Below are 16,581 nucleotides of genomic sequence, written 5' to 3' on the forward strand. Positions count from 1 at the left end.
GTCATGAAGATTCGTTCACAAGTTGGCATGGTCCTGAACCTGGACAAATGCATCGGCTGTCACACCTGTTCGATCACCTGCAAGAACGTCTGGACCAGCCGTGAAGGCATGGAATACGCCTGGTTCAACAACGTCGAAACCAAGCCTGGGGTCGGTTACCCGAAAGAGTGGGAAAACCAGGACAAGTGGAAGGGCGGCTGGGTCCGCAATAGCAACGGCAGCATCAACCCGCGCATCGGCGGCAAGTTCCGGGTGCTGGCGAACATCTTCGCCAACCCCGATCTGCCGGGCCTTGACGATTACTACGAGCCGTTCGACTTCGATTACCAGCACCTGCATACCGCGCCTTTGGGCGAGCATCAGCCGACGGCGCGGCCGCGCTCGCTGGTGTCGGGCAAGCGCATGGAAAAGATCGAATGGGGTCCGAACTGGGAAGAGATTCTCGGCACCGAGTTCGCCAAGCGCCGCAACGACAAGAACTTCGACCAGATCCAGGCCGACATCTACGGAGAGTACGAAAACACCTTCATGATGTACCTGCCGCGCCTGTGCGAGCACTGCCTGAACCCGGCCTGTGCGGCATCGTGCCCGAGCGGGGCGATCTACAAGCGTGAGGAAGACGGCATTGTCCTGATCGACCAGGAGAAGTGCCGCGGCTGGCGCATGTGCATCAGTGGCTGCCCGTACAAGAAGATCTACTTCAACTGGAAAAGCGGCAAGTCCGAGAAGTGCATCTTCTGCTACCCACGGATCGAAGCCGGCATGCCTACGGTCTGTGCCGAAACCTGTGTCGGACGTATCCGTTACCTTGGTGTGCTGCTGTACGACGCCGACCGCATCAGCGAAGTGGCCAGCACTGCCAATGAGCATGACCTGTACGAGAAGCAGCTGGAGATTTTCCTCGATCCGCACGATCCGGCAGTGATTCGCCAGGCCCTGAAAGATGGCGTGCCGCAGTCGGTGATCGACGCCGCGCAACGCTCGCCGGTGTACAAGATGGCCGTTGACTGGAAGCTGGCGCTGCCGCTGCACCCTGAGTACCGCACGCTGCCGATGGTCTGGTACGTACCGCCACTGTCGCCGATCCAGAACGCAGCCGCTGCGGGCACCGTGGGCATGAACGGGGTGATCCCGGATGTCGACAGCCTGCGCATTCCGCTGCGCTACCTGGCCAACCTGCTCACCGCCGGCGACGAGAAACCGGTCAAGCGTGCGCTCAAACGCCTGCTGGCCATGCGCGCCTACAAACGTGCCGAACAGGTTGAAGGTGTACAGGACCTGCAGGTGTTGAAAGACGTGGGCTTGAGCGTGAACCAGGTCGAGGAGATGTACCGCTACCTGGCCATCGCCAACTACGAGGACCGCTACGTGGTGCCGAGCGCGCACCGTGAAGAGGCCATGAGCGACGCCTTCGCCGAACGTTCCGGGTGCGGCTTCAGTTTCGGCAGCGGCTGCAGCGGCAGCTCCGACACCAACATGTTCGGGGCGAAGAAGGCCAACCGCCGCGACATCCTCAAAACCGTACAGTTGTGGGAGGACTGAGCATGCGCATTCTCAAAGTGATTTCGCTGCTGCTCGATTACCCGACCGAGACCCTGGTCGCCGGCCGTGATGAACTGGAACAGGCGATCCTCCAGGCGCGGGAAATCAGCCCGCGCCAGCGCGGCGCGCTGTTCGAACTGCTGGAGCTGATCTGCAACAACGACCTGATGGATGGCCAGGAGCACTACGGTGCGCTGTTCGGCCGCGGCCGGGCGCTGTCGCTGCTGCTGTTCGAGCATGTGCATGGCGAGTCGCGCGACCGTGGCCAGGCCATGGTCGACATGCTCGCCCAGTATGAAGAGGCGGGCTTTGCCATCGGCGTCAAGGAGCTGCCGGATTACATCCCGCTGTACCTGGAATACCTCTCGACCCGCGACGACCTCGAGGCCCGCGAGGGCCTGGCCGATGTCGCGCACCTGCTGGCCTTGCTCGCCGCGCGTCTGGAGGAGCGCGAGAGCGCCTATGCCAGTTGTTTCCGTGCGCTGTTGCAGATCGCCGGTGCCGAACCGCACCAGGCCGTGGCCGACCTGCGTGAACAGGTCGCCGCCGAGCAGCGCGACGACTCCCTAGAAGCCCTGGACAAGATCTGGGAAGAGGAGGCGGTGGATTTTCTCAAGGCCGAGCAGCAAGAGCGTTGCAGCGCCATGCCAAGTGCGCCGGGCAAGGCCCGCGAAGAAAGCGCGGTACCGCTGCACTGGGTTGATTTTCAGCATCAAGGGCCTGCCAGCGCGCAGGCTACGGAGGTGGGCAATGTCTAAATGGAATCTGTTGGCGTTCGGGGTGTATCCCTATATTGCTCTGGCGGTCTGCCTGCTGGGCAGCTGGGCGCGTTTCGACCTGTCGCAGTACACCTGGAAGGCCAGCTCCAGCCAGATGCTTTCCGGGCGCGGCATGCGCGCGGCGAGCAACCTGTTTCACGTCGGCGTGCTGTTCGTCCTGGCCGGGCACTTTGTCGGCCTGCTGACCCCGGCTTCGGTCTATCACCATGTGATCAGCACTGAAAACAAGCAACTGCTGGCGATGGTCTCCGGCGGCTTTTTCGGCCTGCTGTGCCTGATCGGCTTGATCATGCTGATCCACCGGCGCCTGACCGATCCACGGGTTCGCGCCACCTCCAACACCTCGGACATCCTGATCCTGCTGGTGCTGTTGGCGCAGCTGGTGCTCGGTTTGCTGACCATTGTCGCCTCCACCGGACACATGGACGGCTCGGTAATGGTGATGCTCGCCGAGTGGGCGCAGAACACCGTGCTGTTGCGTCCGGTAGAGGCCGCGGCGGCGATTGCCCCGGTCAGCCTGGTGTACAAACTGCACGTGTTCCTGGGCCTGACCCTGTTCGTGCTGTTCCCCTTCACCCGCCTGGTGCACATCGTCAGCGCACCGGTCTGGTACCTGGGACGGCGCTATCAAATCGTTCGGCAGAAAATCTGAGGAGGTTGTCATGTCAAGCGGATGTGGATGTGGCGGTGGTAATGGCGGCGGTGGTTGCGCCTCTTCAACAGTCGTTGAACCCGAGCTGGCGGTAGAGGCGGTGGAAATCGCAGCGCCCGCGCAGTTGATTGCCAGCAGCGAACAGGAATGGCCGATCATCAGTGTCAATGAGGTGCCGATCAGCCCTCAGGCCATGGCCCAGGAGCTGCAATATCACCCGGCAGCGGACCGTGAGGAGGCAGTATTCATGGCCGCCCGCGCTCTGGTGATCCGCGAGCTGTTGCAACAGCGGATCGCCGAGCTGGGCCTGTCGCTGCAGGTCGGCGCGGGGGAGAACGAAGAGGAGGCGGCGACGCGTTTGCTGCTGGAGCGCGAGGTGCAGGTGCCCGAGTGTGACGAGGCCACCTGCCTGCGTTACTACGACAGCAACCGCGGGCGCTTTCACAGCGCGCCGCTGCTGGCGGTACGGCACATTCTGCTCGAATGTGCCCCGGACGATGCCGAGGCGCGCAGCCTGGCGCTGGTTCAGGCCGAGATCCTGCAGCAACGTCTGGTCCAGTTCCCCGAGCAATTTGCCGAGCTTGCGTTGAAGCACTCGGCTTGCCCGTCGAAAGCGCAGGGCGGGGAACTGGGGCAGATCAGCAAGGGCCAGACAGTGCCGGAGCTGGAACGGCAGCTGTTCACCCTGGCCCCGGGGCTGGCCGACAAACCGCTGGAAAGTCGCTATGGCTGGCATGTCATCAGCGTCGACCAACGCATCGAAGGCCAGCAATTGCCGTATGAGGCGGTCGCCACGGCGATCCGCACCCAGCTGCAACAGGGCGTGTGGCAGAAGGCGGTGGTTCAGTACCTGCAGACCCTGATCGGTGCTGCGGATATTCGCGGTATCCAGCTACAGGGCGCTGATTCGCCGCTGGTGCAGTAACCAGGTAAGCAAGGGGAATGTGATGAGCACGGTGATGCAGGATGGATTCGGGCGGCAGATCGATTATCTGCGTATGTCGGTGACCGATCGTTGTGATTTTCGCTGTGTGTACTGCATGGCCAAGAACATGACCTTCCTGCCGCGTCAGCAGGTACTCACCCTTGAGGAACTGCAGCGTCTGGCAACGCTGTTCGTCGGCCAGGGGGTGCGCAAGATCCGCCTGACCGGAGGGGAGCCGTTGATCCGTCCGGGGATTGTCGATCTGTGCCGTCACATTGCCGCCTTGCCGGGCTTGCGCGAACTGGTGATGACCAGCAATGGCTCGCAGTTGCAGCGCCTGGCCCGACCGCTGGTGGATGCCGGAGTCAAACGCATGAATATCAGCCTCGACAGCCTGGACAGCGAGCGCTTTCGCGCGATTACCCGCAACGGCGATCTCGCTCAAGTGCTGCGGGGAGTCGAAGCGGCAAGCACGGCCGGGTTCGAGCGGATCAAACTCAACTGTGTGGTGATGAAGGGGCGCAACTTCGATGAGGTGCTGCCTCTGGTGCAGTACGCCATCGATCTGGACATTGATATCACCTTCATTGAAGAAATGCCGCTGGGTGAAGTAGGGCGCTCGCGTGGCGAGTCGTTCTGTGCCAGTGACGAGGTGCGGGCGCTGATTGCCAGCCGCCATGCCTTGCTCGACAGCGCCGAGAACAGCGGCGGGCCGGCGCGTTATGTGCGCCTGGCGCAGCATCCGCAGACGCGTATCGGGTTTATTTCGCCCAACAGTCATAACTTCTGTGCCAGCTGTAACCGGGTACGGATGACCGTCGAAGGGCGTTTGCTGTTGTGCCTGGGGCAGGAGGACTCGCTGGATCTACGCGGGTTGTTGCGGCGTTATCCGCTGGATGACCAGCCGATTGTCAGTGCAGTGCAGCAGGCCTTGCGGGGTAAACCGCTACGGCATGATTTCGATGCCGGGGGAGAGGTGCAGATTCTGCGCTTCATGAATATGAGTGGAGGGTGATGTTGTCTGCACTGGCCTCATCGCCGGCAAGGCCGGCTCCCACAAGGTCCGGTTAATGCCAAGTTTTTGGGGCAGTCCAGACCTGTGGGAGCCGGCCTTGCCGGCGATGGGGTACCCCGCTTTATTTGAACAACCAACCTTGACATCAATCAATTTTCTCCCGTGCCTTTAGCCGTAACCTCCACTGCATATTGTGTTTTAAATTTCATAAACACCTATATGTAGTGTTTTGGGGGCAAGATGCACAGCACGCTGATCAGGGTAGGGCACAACCAGCTACACAAGCGCGACGGCAGTCTGGTCGCTTTCGATGCCGACAAGATCCGCCAGGCGTTGATCGCTGCCGGCAAGGCCACCGGGGAGTACGCCGAGGCTGAGGCGGAAGGGTTGCTGGCGGCGGTGCTGGCCCATCTGGAGGGCTATTCGCAGCTGCACGTCGAGCAGATCCAGGACCGGGTCGAGCGGGTGCTGATGGACGCCGGGCATTTCCTTTCGCTACGCGCCTATATCGTCTACCGCGAACAGCACGGGCGCTTGCGTCGCGACCGCAAGACCCTGGTCGAAGTGGCGACCTCGATGAACGAGTACCTCAACCGTGAAGACTGGCGGGTTCAGGCCAACGCCAACCAGGGGTACTCGCTCGGCGGGCTGGTGCTCAATGTCTCCGGCAAGGTCACCGCCAACTACTGGCTTGATGAGGTCTACAGCGAAGCGATTGGCCGCGCCCATCGCGAAGCCGACCTGCACGTGCATGACCTGGATATGCTCGCCGGCTACTGTGCCGGCTGGTCGCTGCGCACCTTGCTGCACGAAGGCCTCAATGGCGTACCCGGACGGGTCGAGGCCGGGCCGCCCAGACACCTGAGCAGCGCCCTGGGGCAGATGGTCAATTTCCTTGGCACGCTGCAGAACGAGTGGGCCGGGGCCCAGGCCTTCAGTTCCTTCGACACCTACCTGGCGCCCTATGTGCGCAAGGACCGGCTGCCCTACGAAGAGGTCCGCCAGGCCATCCAGGAGTTCATCTACAACCTCAACGTGCCGTCGCGCTGGGGCACGCAGACACCCTTTACCAACCTGACCTTCGATTGGGTCTGCCCGGAAGATCTGCGCGAACAGATTCCGGTGATCGGCGGTGAAGAAATGCCCTTCGCCTATGGTGAGCTGCAGGCCGAAATGGAGCTGCTCAACCGCGCCTACATCGAAGTGATGCAGGCCGGCGATGCCAAGGGCCGGGTGTTCACCTTTCCGATCCCGACCTACAACATCACCCACGATTTCCCCTGGGACAGCGACAACGCCGAGCGGCTGTTCGAGATGACCGCGCGCTACGGCCTGCCGTATTTCCAGAACTTCCTCAACTCCGACATGCTGCCCAACCAGGTGCGCTCGATGTGTTGCCGTCTGCAGCTGGATGTACGCGAACTGCTCAAGCGCGGTGGCGGTCTGTTTGGTTCGGCGGAGCAGACCGGCTCGCTCGGTGTGGTGACCATCAACTGCGCACGCCTGGGCTATCTGTTCAAAGGTGACAGCAGCGGTCTGCTGCAGCGCCTGGATACCTTGATGGAACTGGCCATGGAGAGTCTGGAGGTCAAGCGCAAGGTGATCCAGCACCACATGGACGCCGGTTTGTACCCCTACACCAAGCGCTACCTGGGCACCTTGCGCAATCACTTCTCCACCATTGGCGTTAACGGTCTGCACGAGATGCTGCGCAATTTCAGCGACGACCAGATGGGCCTGCACACCGAGCAGGGGCGGCGTTTTGCCTTGAACCTGCTGGACCATGTGCGTGCCACCCTGGTGCGCTTCCAGGAAGAAACCGGGCACCTCTACAACCTCGAGGCGACACCGGCTGAAGGCACCACGTACCGCTTCGCCAAGGAAGACCTCAAGCGCTATCCCGACATTCTCCAGGCTGGCTGCGCGCAGGCGCCGTACTACACCAACTCCTCGCAACTGCCGGTGGGCTACACCGACGATCCCTTCGAGGCGCTTGAGCTGCAGGACGAACTGCAGTGCAAGTACACCGGCGGCACGGTGCTGCACCTGTACATGGCCGAACGGATTTCTTCGGCCCAGGCCTGCAAGCAACTGGTGCGCAAGGCCTTGGGGCGCTTCCGCCTGCCTTACCTGACCATCACCCCGACCTTTTCCATCTGCCCGGTACACGGCTATCTGGATGGCGAACACGAATTCTGCCCGAAATGCGACGAAGCCCTGTTGCTGGCGCAGCAGGTCGGCACTGTTCACTGATTTCGAATTACCCAACCGCAAGGAGCTTCATCATGACTGCACTGCAAACCCTGCCTGTGGCACAACGCCAACGCTGCGAAGTCTGGACCCGGGTGATGGGCTATCACCGGCCGGTGTCGGCATTCAACCCAGGCAAACAGTCCGAGCACCGCGAGCGTCAACATTTCACTGAGGGTGCGGCAGCGGCCGGGCATCCATGAGTCGAGCGCTACGGGTCGGGGGCATGGTGCCCCTGACCACCCTCGACTACCCGGGCAAGCTGGCCTGCGTACTGTTTTGCCAGGGTTGCGCCTGGCGTTGCCGTTACTGCCACAATCCGCAATTGATCCCGCCGCGCGGCAGTCAGGAGCTCGAGTGGAGCCAGGTGCTGGCATTCCTTCAGCGTCGTCAGGGCCTGCTCGACGCGGTGGTGTTCAGCGGCGGCGAAGCGACCCTGCAGGACAGCCTGCCGGCGGCCATGGCCGAGGTCCGGCAGATGGGCTTTGCTGTTGGCCTGCACAGTGCCGGGATCAAACCCGAGGCGTTCGCCCGAGCGTTGCCGGGGGCCGATTGGGTCGGCTTCGACGTCAAGGCCCTGGCCGAGGAGTGTGCGCTGATTACTCGGGTAAAGGGCAGCGGGGTGGCCAACTGGCGCAGCCTGGAACTGTTGCTGGCCAGTGGCGTGGAGTATGAATGCCGTACTACGGTGCATTGGCATCTGATCGACCCTGAGCGCCTGCTGACGCTGGCTCGTCGCTTGAGCGAGCGTGGGGTAAAGCATTTCGTGGTACAGATGGTACGTACCACGCAGATGCTCGATGCGAGTTTGCCAAAGGTATCGATGCACACTGCGTTGCCGGCGCTGTGGGATGCGCTTGGCGATCTGTTTCCGGTGTTTGAGGTGCGCGGCTAGGCCGGGTGGCTGCAAGTTTTGAATTACCGATTTTCATCCGGGCATCAGGCGTTGGGCTGCATACGCCCCCTGCAGCCCATTTGTCGCACAGGTACCTGACATTTTTACCAGTTACCGGCGTTACGGTTTTTCTGCACACTGCCCCGCAACACACCTGCGCCGCGCTGTTCACCTTCCGGAGCTCCTCATGACCACACTCAGTGATTCCCGAGCAGACATTCATGTTGCTGAAGCCATAGTCGGCCTCAAAAACCTGATCCTCGATCCTGACGAGGTCCGCAACGGTACCATCGCCACCATCCCTCAGTACCCGGGCAAGGCCGAGGGCGATGTAATAACCTTCAGCTGGCTAGGCGGTGCTGGCCACAACTACATCTTCAGCTTCACTGTGAGTGCGTTCGGCAGCAGTATTCCGATTCCCATCTCTATCGCCTATGACCCGTACATCATTGGCAACCTCGATACCAGCGTATCGGTGAGCTACGAGGTCAAACGCACAAACGGCAGGACGGATACTTCACCGGCACTGGTGTTCCGGATTGCGCGCCAACTGGGGCAAAACCTGGTGGCGCCTACGGTGATAGAGGCGTCGCTCGGCGATACGCTTGATCCAATCAATGCGCAAACCGGCGCCACTGTGCGGGTTGCCTTTGTCGGTATGTTGCCAACCGATAGCCTGTCCGTAGGCTGGAGCATTGAAGGCAACCCGAATGCATACGAAACTGCCCCACAGAACGGCAGCCTTAGCGGTGTTGTCAATTTCCTCATCCCGGTCGCGGTGGTGGCGGCCAGCCAGGGCAAGCGGATCAGTGTGCGCTATTTCGTTGGCCGCGGGGGCAGGCCAGGCGTACCGTCCGCTCTATTGGAGTTATCGGTAAGGGCGCTTGGCCAGGAGCATTTGCCTGCGCCGGTGGTGCCCCAGGCCGGCGGCGGCACGCTGGACCTCACCGCTTTCACCGGTAATGCCAGCGTCACGGTTGCGGCCTGGCCGTTGATCGCCGTAGGGCAACGCTATTGGATCAGCGTGCAGGGCACACTGGATGACGGTACTCCGCGCATCTTTTACGTGGCGAGTGGCCAAGTGGTCAGCCAGGCTCAGGTGGGCGCCGGCTTGAGTCATCCGATACTACGCAGTGAACTGGAAAGGCTTGGTCACAATAGCACCCTGACAGTGACATGCAGCGTGACATTTGACGGCTCTGCAAATCTGGAGGATGCGCGGTTTTTTCCGACGTTATCTCTCTCGCTCAAGACGCTCCCAGTTCAGGATTTGGAGAACTTCACCTCGCTGCCCGATAGGATTTATGCCGGTAGCAGCGTCCAATTGCGATTCATGAGAGTCTTCGTTACCGGGGGTAGCGGCGCATATGCAGTTAGGAACAATTTTCCTCCGGAGCTTGGCACTTATGTATCAAGTTTGTGGGCAGCTGGCCTTGCCACTGTAAATCTCGAATTAACTCATGTGGCGTCAGCAGTGCAATTCCAGTTTTGGGGAAATGCAACGATCACTGCCAGGAACCAGTCAGGTGGAGTTATCTACTCCAGGCAGCACTCCCATATAATACGATGGTCGTGGCTGCCGATTTCAATAGACATACAAGGACAAAAAATCAAGACGATTGAAATACAGGCCTCGAGTCCTGCCACTCCAAGGGAGGGACTGTGTGCACAGTTCAGGGTCATCTATTAGACTGTTTCCCACAACTGAGTGCTAGCACTCAGTCGGCAAACACCTGCGCCGCCGGTGAGCAGGGCGCCTGTTTACCGTGCGCCAGATAGTCGGCTTGTCCGGTGCACGACATACTCCGATACCAGGCGGACAGAGCCTAGAGCCAACCCCAAAACTGCAACCACCAGCCATAGCCTACCGTGGCAATGGCTGCCAACAGGCAAGCGCTGGCGGCGCAGCGCCGGGATCGGGCAATGTCCTGACGTGCCAGCAGCTTCCAGCCCAACCAGGCGCTCCAGGCCATGGCTGCAATCAACAGCAAGGCTCTGGCCGGTTGAACCCACTCCAGCAACAAGCCTTCATAGCGCAGCAGCTTCACCGTGGTTGCCGACAGGCCGAGAAACAGCCCGGCGCCGCCCAGGGGTGTAAGCGCCAGGCTCAAGGCTCCATACAGATCAGGCTTGCCCGTCAGGCGTGCCGCCAGGCGCAATAAAACCAGCAGGCTGCCGCCCAGTAACAAGGCGCTGGCGCTCAGGTACAGGACGATACTGAAACCGTCCAGCCAGCTGAAGCTGTCATTGAGCTGCGGGTAATGGGTCAGCAGCCACCAGGGGGCGTTGTCGTGCAAGGGCCAGAGCACATCGTGCTCCACCAGCCACTGCGCCAAGTGCTGTTTGAGGGCGATGAACCAGGGGCTGACGGTCCACTGGAAGGCCCCCATGGCCAGACCGATGACGCCGAACAGCAGCAGGCGGCTATCCCAGGCTGATGGTGCGCGCGTGGCCGCCTGCAGGATCTCTGCGTTGCTGGAGCGGGCAATCAGTTGCACCGCGCCGCGTTGCCCGCTGCAGCGGCCGCAGGCGTGACAGTCGCTGGCGCCCTGCAGGCGACGGATGTCCAGCAGCGGTGCACAGTTAGGGGGTGGCAGGCGCGGTGCGGTGTTTGCTTTCCAGCGCTGTTCATCGACCTGGAAGTGTACCGGGGCGAGGCGCGCGAGCAGGGCAAAGACGCCGCTGACCGGGCACAGGTAGCGGCACCAGACCCGCTTGCCGCGGGCGAACAGCAAACCGATGGCAATCGCCGCCAGTGTCGAACCGCCGAGAATCAGCAGTGCCGCCTGGGCATAGTCGTAGACGCTGATCAGCTGGCCATAAAGGGTGGTCAGGCAGAACGCCAGGGTCGGCCAACCACCCCAGCGCATCCAGCGTGGCACGCCCATGCCCCGGCCATACTGGCTGGCCCATTCGCTCAGCGAGCCTTCCGGACACAGTACGCCGCACCAGAGCCGGCCGAACAGTACGATCGACAGCAACACGAACGGCCACCAAAGGCCCCAGAACAGGAACTGGGCGAACAGGGTCAGGTTGTCCAGCATCCGCGCCTGGCTGCCGGGCAACGGCAGCAATGCCGGTACTACCAGCAGCACGGCGTAGAACAGCACCACCGTCCACTGCAGGGTGCGAATCACCCCGGCATGGCGGCGCATGCCGTTACCCAAACGCTGCAATAGGCGATTGTGCACGCTCAGGCTGGACATGCGGCCCTACCTGTTTTGCGCTGCAGCAGCCAGCACCCGACGCTCAGCCAGTAGCCGCTGAGCACCAGCAGGGTCAGGGCGCTGGGGGTGGCGCGGTAACCGGCGAAGCCGGCGAGAAAGGCGCCCAGGCCCTGGCTGTCGCTGAGCACTGTGCTGCTGTCCCAGAGCGCATCGCCGACCAGGGTATAGGCCATTTCCGGTAAATCCATGGCCAGCAGTTGACCGCCGATTCGTTCGGTCGCGCTGACCAGCAAGGCTGCCGCGAGCAGCAGCAACAGCGCTTCACTCAGGCCAAAAAAATGTCGCCATGAAATGAACCGCCGGCTGCTGTGCAGCAGGGCAATGGTCAGGCCTGACAGCAGCAGCCCGGCGATGGCGCCGATGAAGAATTGCGCCAGCGCCAAGCCTTGCAGGCGAGCACCGGCGCCATAGAGAAAGACCACGGTTTCACTCCCTTCGCGGCTGACTGCAAGCATGGCCAGCAGCAACAATCCGACACCACCCTGGCGCGCGAGTTGCTGCTCGGCGTGGCGCCGCAGGTCGTCCTTGAGCGAGCGTGCGTGTCGGTGCATCCAGCCGACCATCTGCACCATCAGCATACTGGCCAGTAACGCCAGGGCGGCCTGGAACCATTCGCTGGCAGTGCCGCTCATGGCCTCGCCGGCAAACAGGATCAGCAGCGCCAGCATGGCCGAGAGCAGCAAGCCCAGGGCGACGCCGCTCCACAGATATTTCAGCAGTCGCTGGCCGCGAGCTTGCTGGCTGACCCAGGCCTGGAGAATGCCGATCACCAGCAGCGCTTCGACGCTTTCGCGCCAGACGATAAACAGTGCTTGATTCATCAAGACTCCCTGCACACCCACGGCTACTGCGCGAGGATGGCGCCCTCGGGCAGTTGCGGATTGAATTCGTCGAAGAACGGGTAGCGGCCGGGCCGGAGCGGGTGAATGACGACAAAGGTCGTCACGCCTGGCGACAGCACTTTCTCTACCCGCAAGGGCGTGCTTTCGAACTCTGCCGGGCCTTCGCCCTGATTCTTCAGAACGATCTTGAAGCGTTGCCCGGCGGGAACTTCCAGCACCGCAGGGGTGAAGTGCCCGTCACGCAGGATCAGTTCGTAGCTGGGTAGTGGCGCGGCGCTCAGGGGCGTGGCTGCACCGGCCAGAATCAACCAGGCCAGGCGCTGGTGGAGGCGGGCGTTCATTCAATAGCCGCCTTTCTTGCCAATCCCGGCGTAGACGAAGGTGTAGTGCAGTTCGCAACGCTCGAACCAGGGTTCTACCCCGGTTTCCTTGTCGGTGTGGCGTCCCAGCGAAGCATGACCGCCCGGAGGCAGGAGGGTGAAGGTCAGCTGGTATTTGCCCGGTCCCTGCAGTTTGACGTTATCGCCATAGTGCGGGCCGTCGTTGGCGACCATGGCATGGAAGTCACCGCTGATGGGCGTGTCGCTGTCTTGCTTTTGCAGGCTGAAGGCGACATTCAGGTAGGGCACGAAACTGCCTTCCTGAAAGCCCTGGCGATTGTCGGCGGTGGCGCGGATATCGGCTTCCAGGTGGATGTCCGAGTCGGCGGTTGGGCGCATCATGCCGGCCGGGGCCATTTCGATCGGCTGCAGGTACACCGCGCCGACCTCCAGCCCCGGGCACAGTTGCGGCTCGCCGATGGGGTATTCCTTGGCCAGTGCCGGCGGGGTGATCAGGAGCAAGGCGAGTGACAGCGAAAAGGGGGTACGCATGACGACTTCCTGGGTGCTGACGAGTGGGAGCCCGAGTCTAGGAAGATTCTGCGTGAATAATAATGATTATTATCAATTTTACCGGCGATCCGTCAGCGCCCTTGATCTGCATCAAGGGCAAAGCCGTAGCGAGGCAATAAGGTGGAAGCTCGCCCATAGCCTGCCTGGGGAATATCATGGCCAAGCCCTTTCCCGTCAGCCCGAAACACCCCGAACGTATCTGCTGGGGTTGCGACCGTTATTGCGCGGCGAATGCCCTGGCCTGCGGCAATGGCGCCGACCGGACCATGCATCCGGTAGAGGTGTTCGGTGAGGATTGGAACGTGCCGGGGGACTATGGTCTGGGGCTGCCTGACAGCCAGGATACCGCTCAGGAACAAGGGGCCGCATAACAGCAGCCCCGCGATTGATCCATGCAGTCAGAACAGGTGCTGACGCTTGTCCAGCTGCTGATCGACCAGCCACTTGCCATGCGCAAGCGACACGTGTTGGGCATTTTCCAGGTCGGCCAGAAAGGCCATCTTCAATGGCAGCGGTAGACGCCGGCTGGTGTGGCCTTCGGGATCTGTGATCAGACACCCGCCGGCAAACGGCGTAGGGATGCCGTCATGGGTTTCGACACTGGCGGTGATGGTGTAGTTGCGATGCACACATTGAAGGGTTTTCATCGTCCTGACCTCGCTGCTGGGGTATCGATGGCTCGCCGTTGTTGAAGCTCCTCGCTAAGGTGCTTTTTCGGGTATACCACAGCAGTGGCCCGGAGTGACCCGGGCCGACGAACGTATGCGATCGAGAAAGGCTGCTTAGAACTCGGTAGGCTGGATGATCTCAACCCAGTAATCGTCCGGATCCTTGATGAAGGCCAGGTGCTTCATCCGGCCGTCGCTCAGGCGCTTCTGGAAAGTCACGCCCAGTTGCTCAAAGCGCTCGCAGGCAGCGCGAATATCCGGCACCGAAATACAGATATGGCCAAAACCACGTGGGTCGGTGTTGCCGTTGTGGTAGGCAAAATCCGTGTCGTTTTCAGTGCCGTGGTTGTGGGTCAGTTCGAGGATGCCGGGGATCGATTTCATCCACTCGGTGCGCTTGGCGGCATCGGCCGGAATCTGCGCCTTGTCGACCAGGGCGAGGAAATACAGGCTGAATTCGGCTTCAGGGAAGTCGCGCTTTTCCACCAGGCTGAAACCCAGGACACGGGTGTAGAAGTCCAGCGACCTGGCAACGTCCTTGACCCGCAGCATGGTGTGGTTGAAGACAAAGTTCTGGGTCGCGGCATCCGGTTGCGCGGTGACACCAGGGAGGGTGTCGAGATGGTTCAGGCTCATGGGCACTCCGCTTGAAGAGGCTGGCAACAGCAATGCCAGCAAGACAGTCAGGGCCACATGATACGGAACTGAAACAATTGCGCAAACGAATTGCGCCCCGCCTGTGAAGGGCGGGGCGCAAGAATTAGAAGCCCGCCGAGGCGGGCGTATGGGGCGCTATTCCGTTAGCGATCTTCATCCTGATTGAGTGGATGTGAAAAAAGTGTGAAGAACACTTTCACGAACGCAACCAGCTGTCGACTGTTTTCGCCCCGTACTGTTCTTTCCAGGCTTTGAGACCACGGTGGTTGCCACCCTTGGTTTCGATCAGCTCGCCGGTGTGAGGGTTTTCATACACTTTGACCACCCGTGCGCGGCGGGTTTTCGGTGCGCTCACCGCACCTTTGGCCACAGCTTTGGGGTCGAGAATGGAAATGATATCGCGCAGATTCTTGCCATAGCTGCTCATCAGCTCAACAAGTTTGCGTTCGAACTCGATTTCGCGCTTGAGGCCGGCGTCCTTTTTCAGCGCCTCCAGTTGCGCCATCTGTTCTTGAAGCGCTTTTTCGGCAGCACGAAACTCTGCAAGTCTGGACACTGTCATCACTCCTTTATGTCTGCAGTGGCCCGGCACGCGTAAAAACGAGGAGTTACCTGAATAACGCAGCGAGCACTGGGTTGGGCACAACATCGCACTAATAAAGAGTGTAGTAGTCCCAGGGCGGCGGGTAAACATATGAAATTTAACTTTGCTGCAATGGAACTTTCTTACTTGCCCGCGCGTTAATACGAAACAACTAGTCGATTGCCTGGCAAGCGCCTTAGACCAAGGTCCAATGGCCCGGTCTAGAGCGGTTTGGAGATAATTCGCGGTCAGCCTCGAGCTTTATTGGCGCTGGATGCATTGCCGGTGCCTGGACGGCTGCCGGTTGTTTTTTGTCACTCTTTCGGATTGTGCTTCTGATGTTTGCCCCATACCCCCTCGCGCCCGGGCGCGGCCTTGCCGGCCTGCTCGCGATGTTCACTGCCGCTTCGACTCAGGCTGCCGGTTTTCTTGAAGACAGCAGTGCCAAAGTCGAAGCACGCAATGTCTATTTCAATCGCGATTTTCGTGACGGCCATGTCAGTTCCAGTCAGGGCGCTTCGAAACGCGAAGAATGGGCTCAGGGATTCATTCTCAATGTGCAGTCCGGTTATACCCAGGGCCCTGTAGGCTTTGGCGTCGATGCCTTGGGCATGCTCGGGATCAAGCTCGACTCCAGCCCGGCTGATAGCAACAGCGGCTTGATGCCGTCCAGCGGGCATGACCCGCGGGAGTCGGTGGACCAATATGCCAAACTGGGCCTGACCGCGAAAATGCGCTATTCGAAGACCGTGCTCAAGTACGGCTCGATGCTGCCGGACATGCCGCTGCTCAAATACAACGACGGCCGCCTGCTGCCGACGATGTTCCAGGGGGCGATGCTCACGTCCGAGGAAATCAATAACCTCAAGTTCAGCGTTGCCCGTCTGGACAAGTACACCGCGCGTGATTCCACCGATCGTCAGGACATTCGCGTGCACTGCAAGAACAAGCGCTATGCCTGCAATATCACCGCCGATCATTTCGACATGGCTGGCGTCGATTACAAGTTCAATGATCGGCTGAGCGCCCAATACCAGGTGGCCAAGCTGGAAAACATCTACCGTCAGCACTTCCTCGGTGTGGTAGCCAGCCAGCCGCTGAGCGTCGGCAGCCTGTCGGCCGACCTGCGCCTGATCAAGAGCGATGACATCGGCAACGCCCGTGCCGGCGATATCGACCACCGCGCGTTCAGCGGCATGCTCGGCTACAGCCTGGGCGGGCACAAGGTCAGCGCCGGCTGGCAGCGCATGTATGGCGAAAACTCCATGCCGTACCTCGATGGCAGCAATCCGTACCTGGTCAACTATGCCCAGGTCAACGACTTCGCCGCCGCCCAGGAGCGCTCCTGGCAGCTGCGCTACGACTACGACTTCAAGGCCCTCGGCGTGCCGGGCTTGAGTTTCTTCACCCGCTATATCAACGGTGACCATATCAAGGTCCCCGGCAGCCTGGCCGAGGGCAAGGAATGGGAGCGCGACAGCGAGCTCAAGTACCAGGTCCAGAGCGGCACTTTCAAGGACGTCAGCGTGCGTCTGCGTAACTCCACCTACCGCAGCAACTACGAAAAGTGGGCGCGGGACATGGACGAAACACGGGTAATCGTCAGCTACAACTTCTCGATCTGGTAAGCAGCGCATTGCCACTGCCCCTCGG

Annotated in this window: 18 protein-coding genes; 11 read left to right on the plus strand and 7 right to left on the minus strand. The window is 61.0% G+C overall.

Annotation, left to right across the window (positions count from 1 at the left end):
- Positions 1 to 3 precede the first annotated feature (3 nt).
- The 9 genes from narH to AC07OF_RS19045 all read left to right on the plus strand — a co-directional run bounded on the left by narH (position 4) and on the right by AC07OF_RS19045 (position 9,748).
- The gene (narH, locus tag AC07OF_RS19005) at positions 4 to 1,542 is read left to right on the plus strand and encodes a nitrate reductase subunit beta (protein ID WP_495073320.1); all 1,539 of its coding nucleotides are present in this window, start codon (positions 4 to 6) and stop codon (positions 1,540 to 1,542) included.
- Between the two features lie 2 nt (positions 1,543 to 1,544).
- The gene (gene narJ / locus AC07OF_RS19010; protein ID WP_038610044.1) at positions 1,545 to 2,300 is read left to right on the plus strand and encodes a nitrate reductase molybdenum cofactor assembly chaperone; all 756 of its coding nucleotides are present in this window, start codon (positions 1,545 to 1,547) and stop codon (positions 2,298 to 2,300) included.
- On the plus strand, positions 2,293 to 2,973 hold the full coding sequence (narI, locus tag AC07OF_RS19015) for a respiratory nitrate reductase subunit gamma (RefSeq protein WP_495073321.1): 681 nt from the start codon (positions 2,293 to 2,295) through the stop codon (positions 2,971 to 2,973). Before narJ ends, narI begins: the two co-directional genes overlap by 8 nt.
- A 10-nt stretch (positions 2,974 to 2,983) precedes the next feature.
- Complete coding sequence (locus AC07OF_RS19020) at positions 2,984 to 3,898, plus strand: peptidylprolyl isomerase (RefSeq protein WP_495073322.1); 915 nt, start codon at positions 2,984 to 2,986, stop codon at positions 3,896 to 3,898.
- 22 nt (positions 3,899 to 3,920) lie between these two features.
- On the plus strand, positions 3,921 to 4,913 hold the full coding sequence (gene moaA / locus AC07OF_RS19025) for a GTP 3',8-cyclase MoaA (RefSeq protein WP_157192202.1): 993 nt from the start codon (positions 3,921 to 3,923) through the stop codon (positions 4,911 to 4,913).
- 240 nt (positions 4,914 to 5,153) lie between these two features.
- Positions 5,154 to 7,166, plus strand: a complete 2,013-nt coding sequence (locus tag AC07OF_RS19030; RefSeq protein ID WP_157192203.1) for a ribonucleoside triphosphate reductase — start codon at positions 5,154 to 5,156, stop codon at positions 7,164 to 7,166.
- Between the two features lie 32 nt (positions 7,167 to 7,198).
- A complete protein-coding gene (gene nrdD, locus AC07OF_RS19035) occupies positions 7,199 to 7,366 on the plus strand; it encodes an anaerobic ribonucleoside-triphosphate reductase (protein ID WP_038610059.1) in 168 nt (55 codons plus the stop codon).
- Positions 7,363 to 8,058, plus strand: a complete 696-nt coding sequence (locus AC07OF_RS19040) for an anaerobic ribonucleoside-triphosphate reductase activating protein (RefSeq protein WP_495073323.1) — start codon at positions 7,363 to 7,365, stop codon at positions 8,056 to 8,058. The genes nrdD and AC07OF_RS19040 overlap by 4 nt, the downstream gene beginning before the upstream one ends.
- Positions 8,059 to 8,245: 187 nt before the next feature.
- A complete protein-coding gene (locus AC07OF_RS19045; protein ID WP_495073324.1) occupies positions 8,246 to 9,748 on the plus strand; it encodes a hypothetical protein in 1,503 nt (500 codons plus the stop codon).
- A gap of 136 nt (positions 9,749 to 9,884) precedes the next feature.
- Here AC07OF_RS19045 and AC07OF_RS19050 read toward each other — a convergent pair whose 3' ends face one another.
- From AC07OF_RS19050 to AC07OF_RS19065, 4 genes are read right to left on the minus strand one after another with little or no spacing between them, the layout of a single operon-like run.
- Positions 9,885 to 11,264: a 4Fe-4S binding protein gene (locus tag AC07OF_RS19050; RefSeq protein ID WP_495073325.1), complete on the minus strand. Its 1,380-nt coding sequence runs from the start codon at positions 11,262 to 11,264 to the stop codon at positions 9,885 to 9,887.
- On the minus strand, positions 11,252 to 12,106 hold the full coding sequence (locus AC07OF_RS19055; RefSeq protein WP_495073326.1) for an FTR1 family iron permease: 855 nt from the start codon (positions 12,104 to 12,106) through the stop codon (positions 11,252 to 11,254). The genes AC07OF_RS19050 and AC07OF_RS19055 overlap by 13 nt, the downstream gene beginning before the upstream one ends.
- 23 nt (positions 12,107 to 12,129) lie before the next feature.
- The gene (locus tag AC07OF_RS19060; RefSeq protein ID WP_038610070.1) at positions 12,130 to 12,468 is read right to left on the minus strand and encodes a cupredoxin domain-containing protein; all 339 of its coding nucleotides are present in this window, start codon (positions 12,466 to 12,468) and stop codon (positions 12,130 to 12,132) included.
- Positions 12,469 to 12,999, minus strand: a complete 531-nt coding sequence (locus AC07OF_RS19065; RefSeq protein WP_495073327.1) for an iron transporter — start codon at positions 12,997 to 12,999, stop codon at positions 12,469 to 12,471.
- A gap of 176 nt (positions 13,000 to 13,175) precedes the next feature.
- Between AC07OF_RS19065 and AC07OF_RS19070 the strand changes: the two genes are divergently transcribed.
- Positions 13,176 to 13,391: a DUF3079 domain-containing protein gene (locus tag AC07OF_RS19070; RefSeq protein ID WP_157192209.1), complete on the plus strand. Its 216-nt coding sequence runs from the start codon at positions 13,176 to 13,178 to the stop codon at positions 13,389 to 13,391.
- Between the two features lie 27 nt (positions 13,392 to 13,418).
- Here the strand turns inward: AC07OF_RS19070 and AC07OF_RS19075 are convergent, their stop codons facing one another.
- From AC07OF_RS19075 to AC07OF_RS19085, 3 genes are all read right to left on the minus strand, one after another.
- Entirely contained in the window at positions 13,419 to 13,667 is a 249-nt protein-coding gene (locus AC07OF_RS19075) for a hypothetical protein (RefSeq protein WP_157192210.1), read from the minus strand.
- A 135-nt stretch (positions 13,668 to 13,802) separates the two neighbouring features.
- Positions 13,803 to 14,324, minus strand: a complete 522-nt coding sequence (gene gloA, locus AC07OF_RS19080; protein ID WP_157192211.1) for a lactoylglutathione lyase — start codon at positions 14,322 to 14,324, stop codon at positions 13,803 to 13,805.
- A gap of 217 nt (positions 14,325 to 14,541) precedes the next feature.
- Positions 14,542 to 14,901, minus strand: coding sequence for a histone-like nucleoid-structuring protein, MvaT/MvaU family (locus AC07OF_RS19085; RefSeq protein ID WP_157192212.1), 360 nt, complete (start codon positions 14,899 to 14,901; stop codon positions 14,542 to 14,544).
- Positions 14,902 to 15,266: 365 nt separating this feature from the next.
- Between AC07OF_RS19085 and AC07OF_RS19090 the strand changes: the two genes are divergently transcribed.
- Positions 15,267 to 16,556: an OprD family porin gene (locus AC07OF_RS19090; RefSeq protein WP_157192213.1), complete on the plus strand. Its 1,290-nt coding sequence runs from the start codon at positions 15,267 to 15,269 to the stop codon at positions 16,554 to 16,556.
- Positions 16,557 to 16,581: the final 25 nt, after the last annotated feature.

The sequence above is a fragment of the Pseudomonas sp. GW821-FHT10B02 genome (assembly GCF_059415665.1).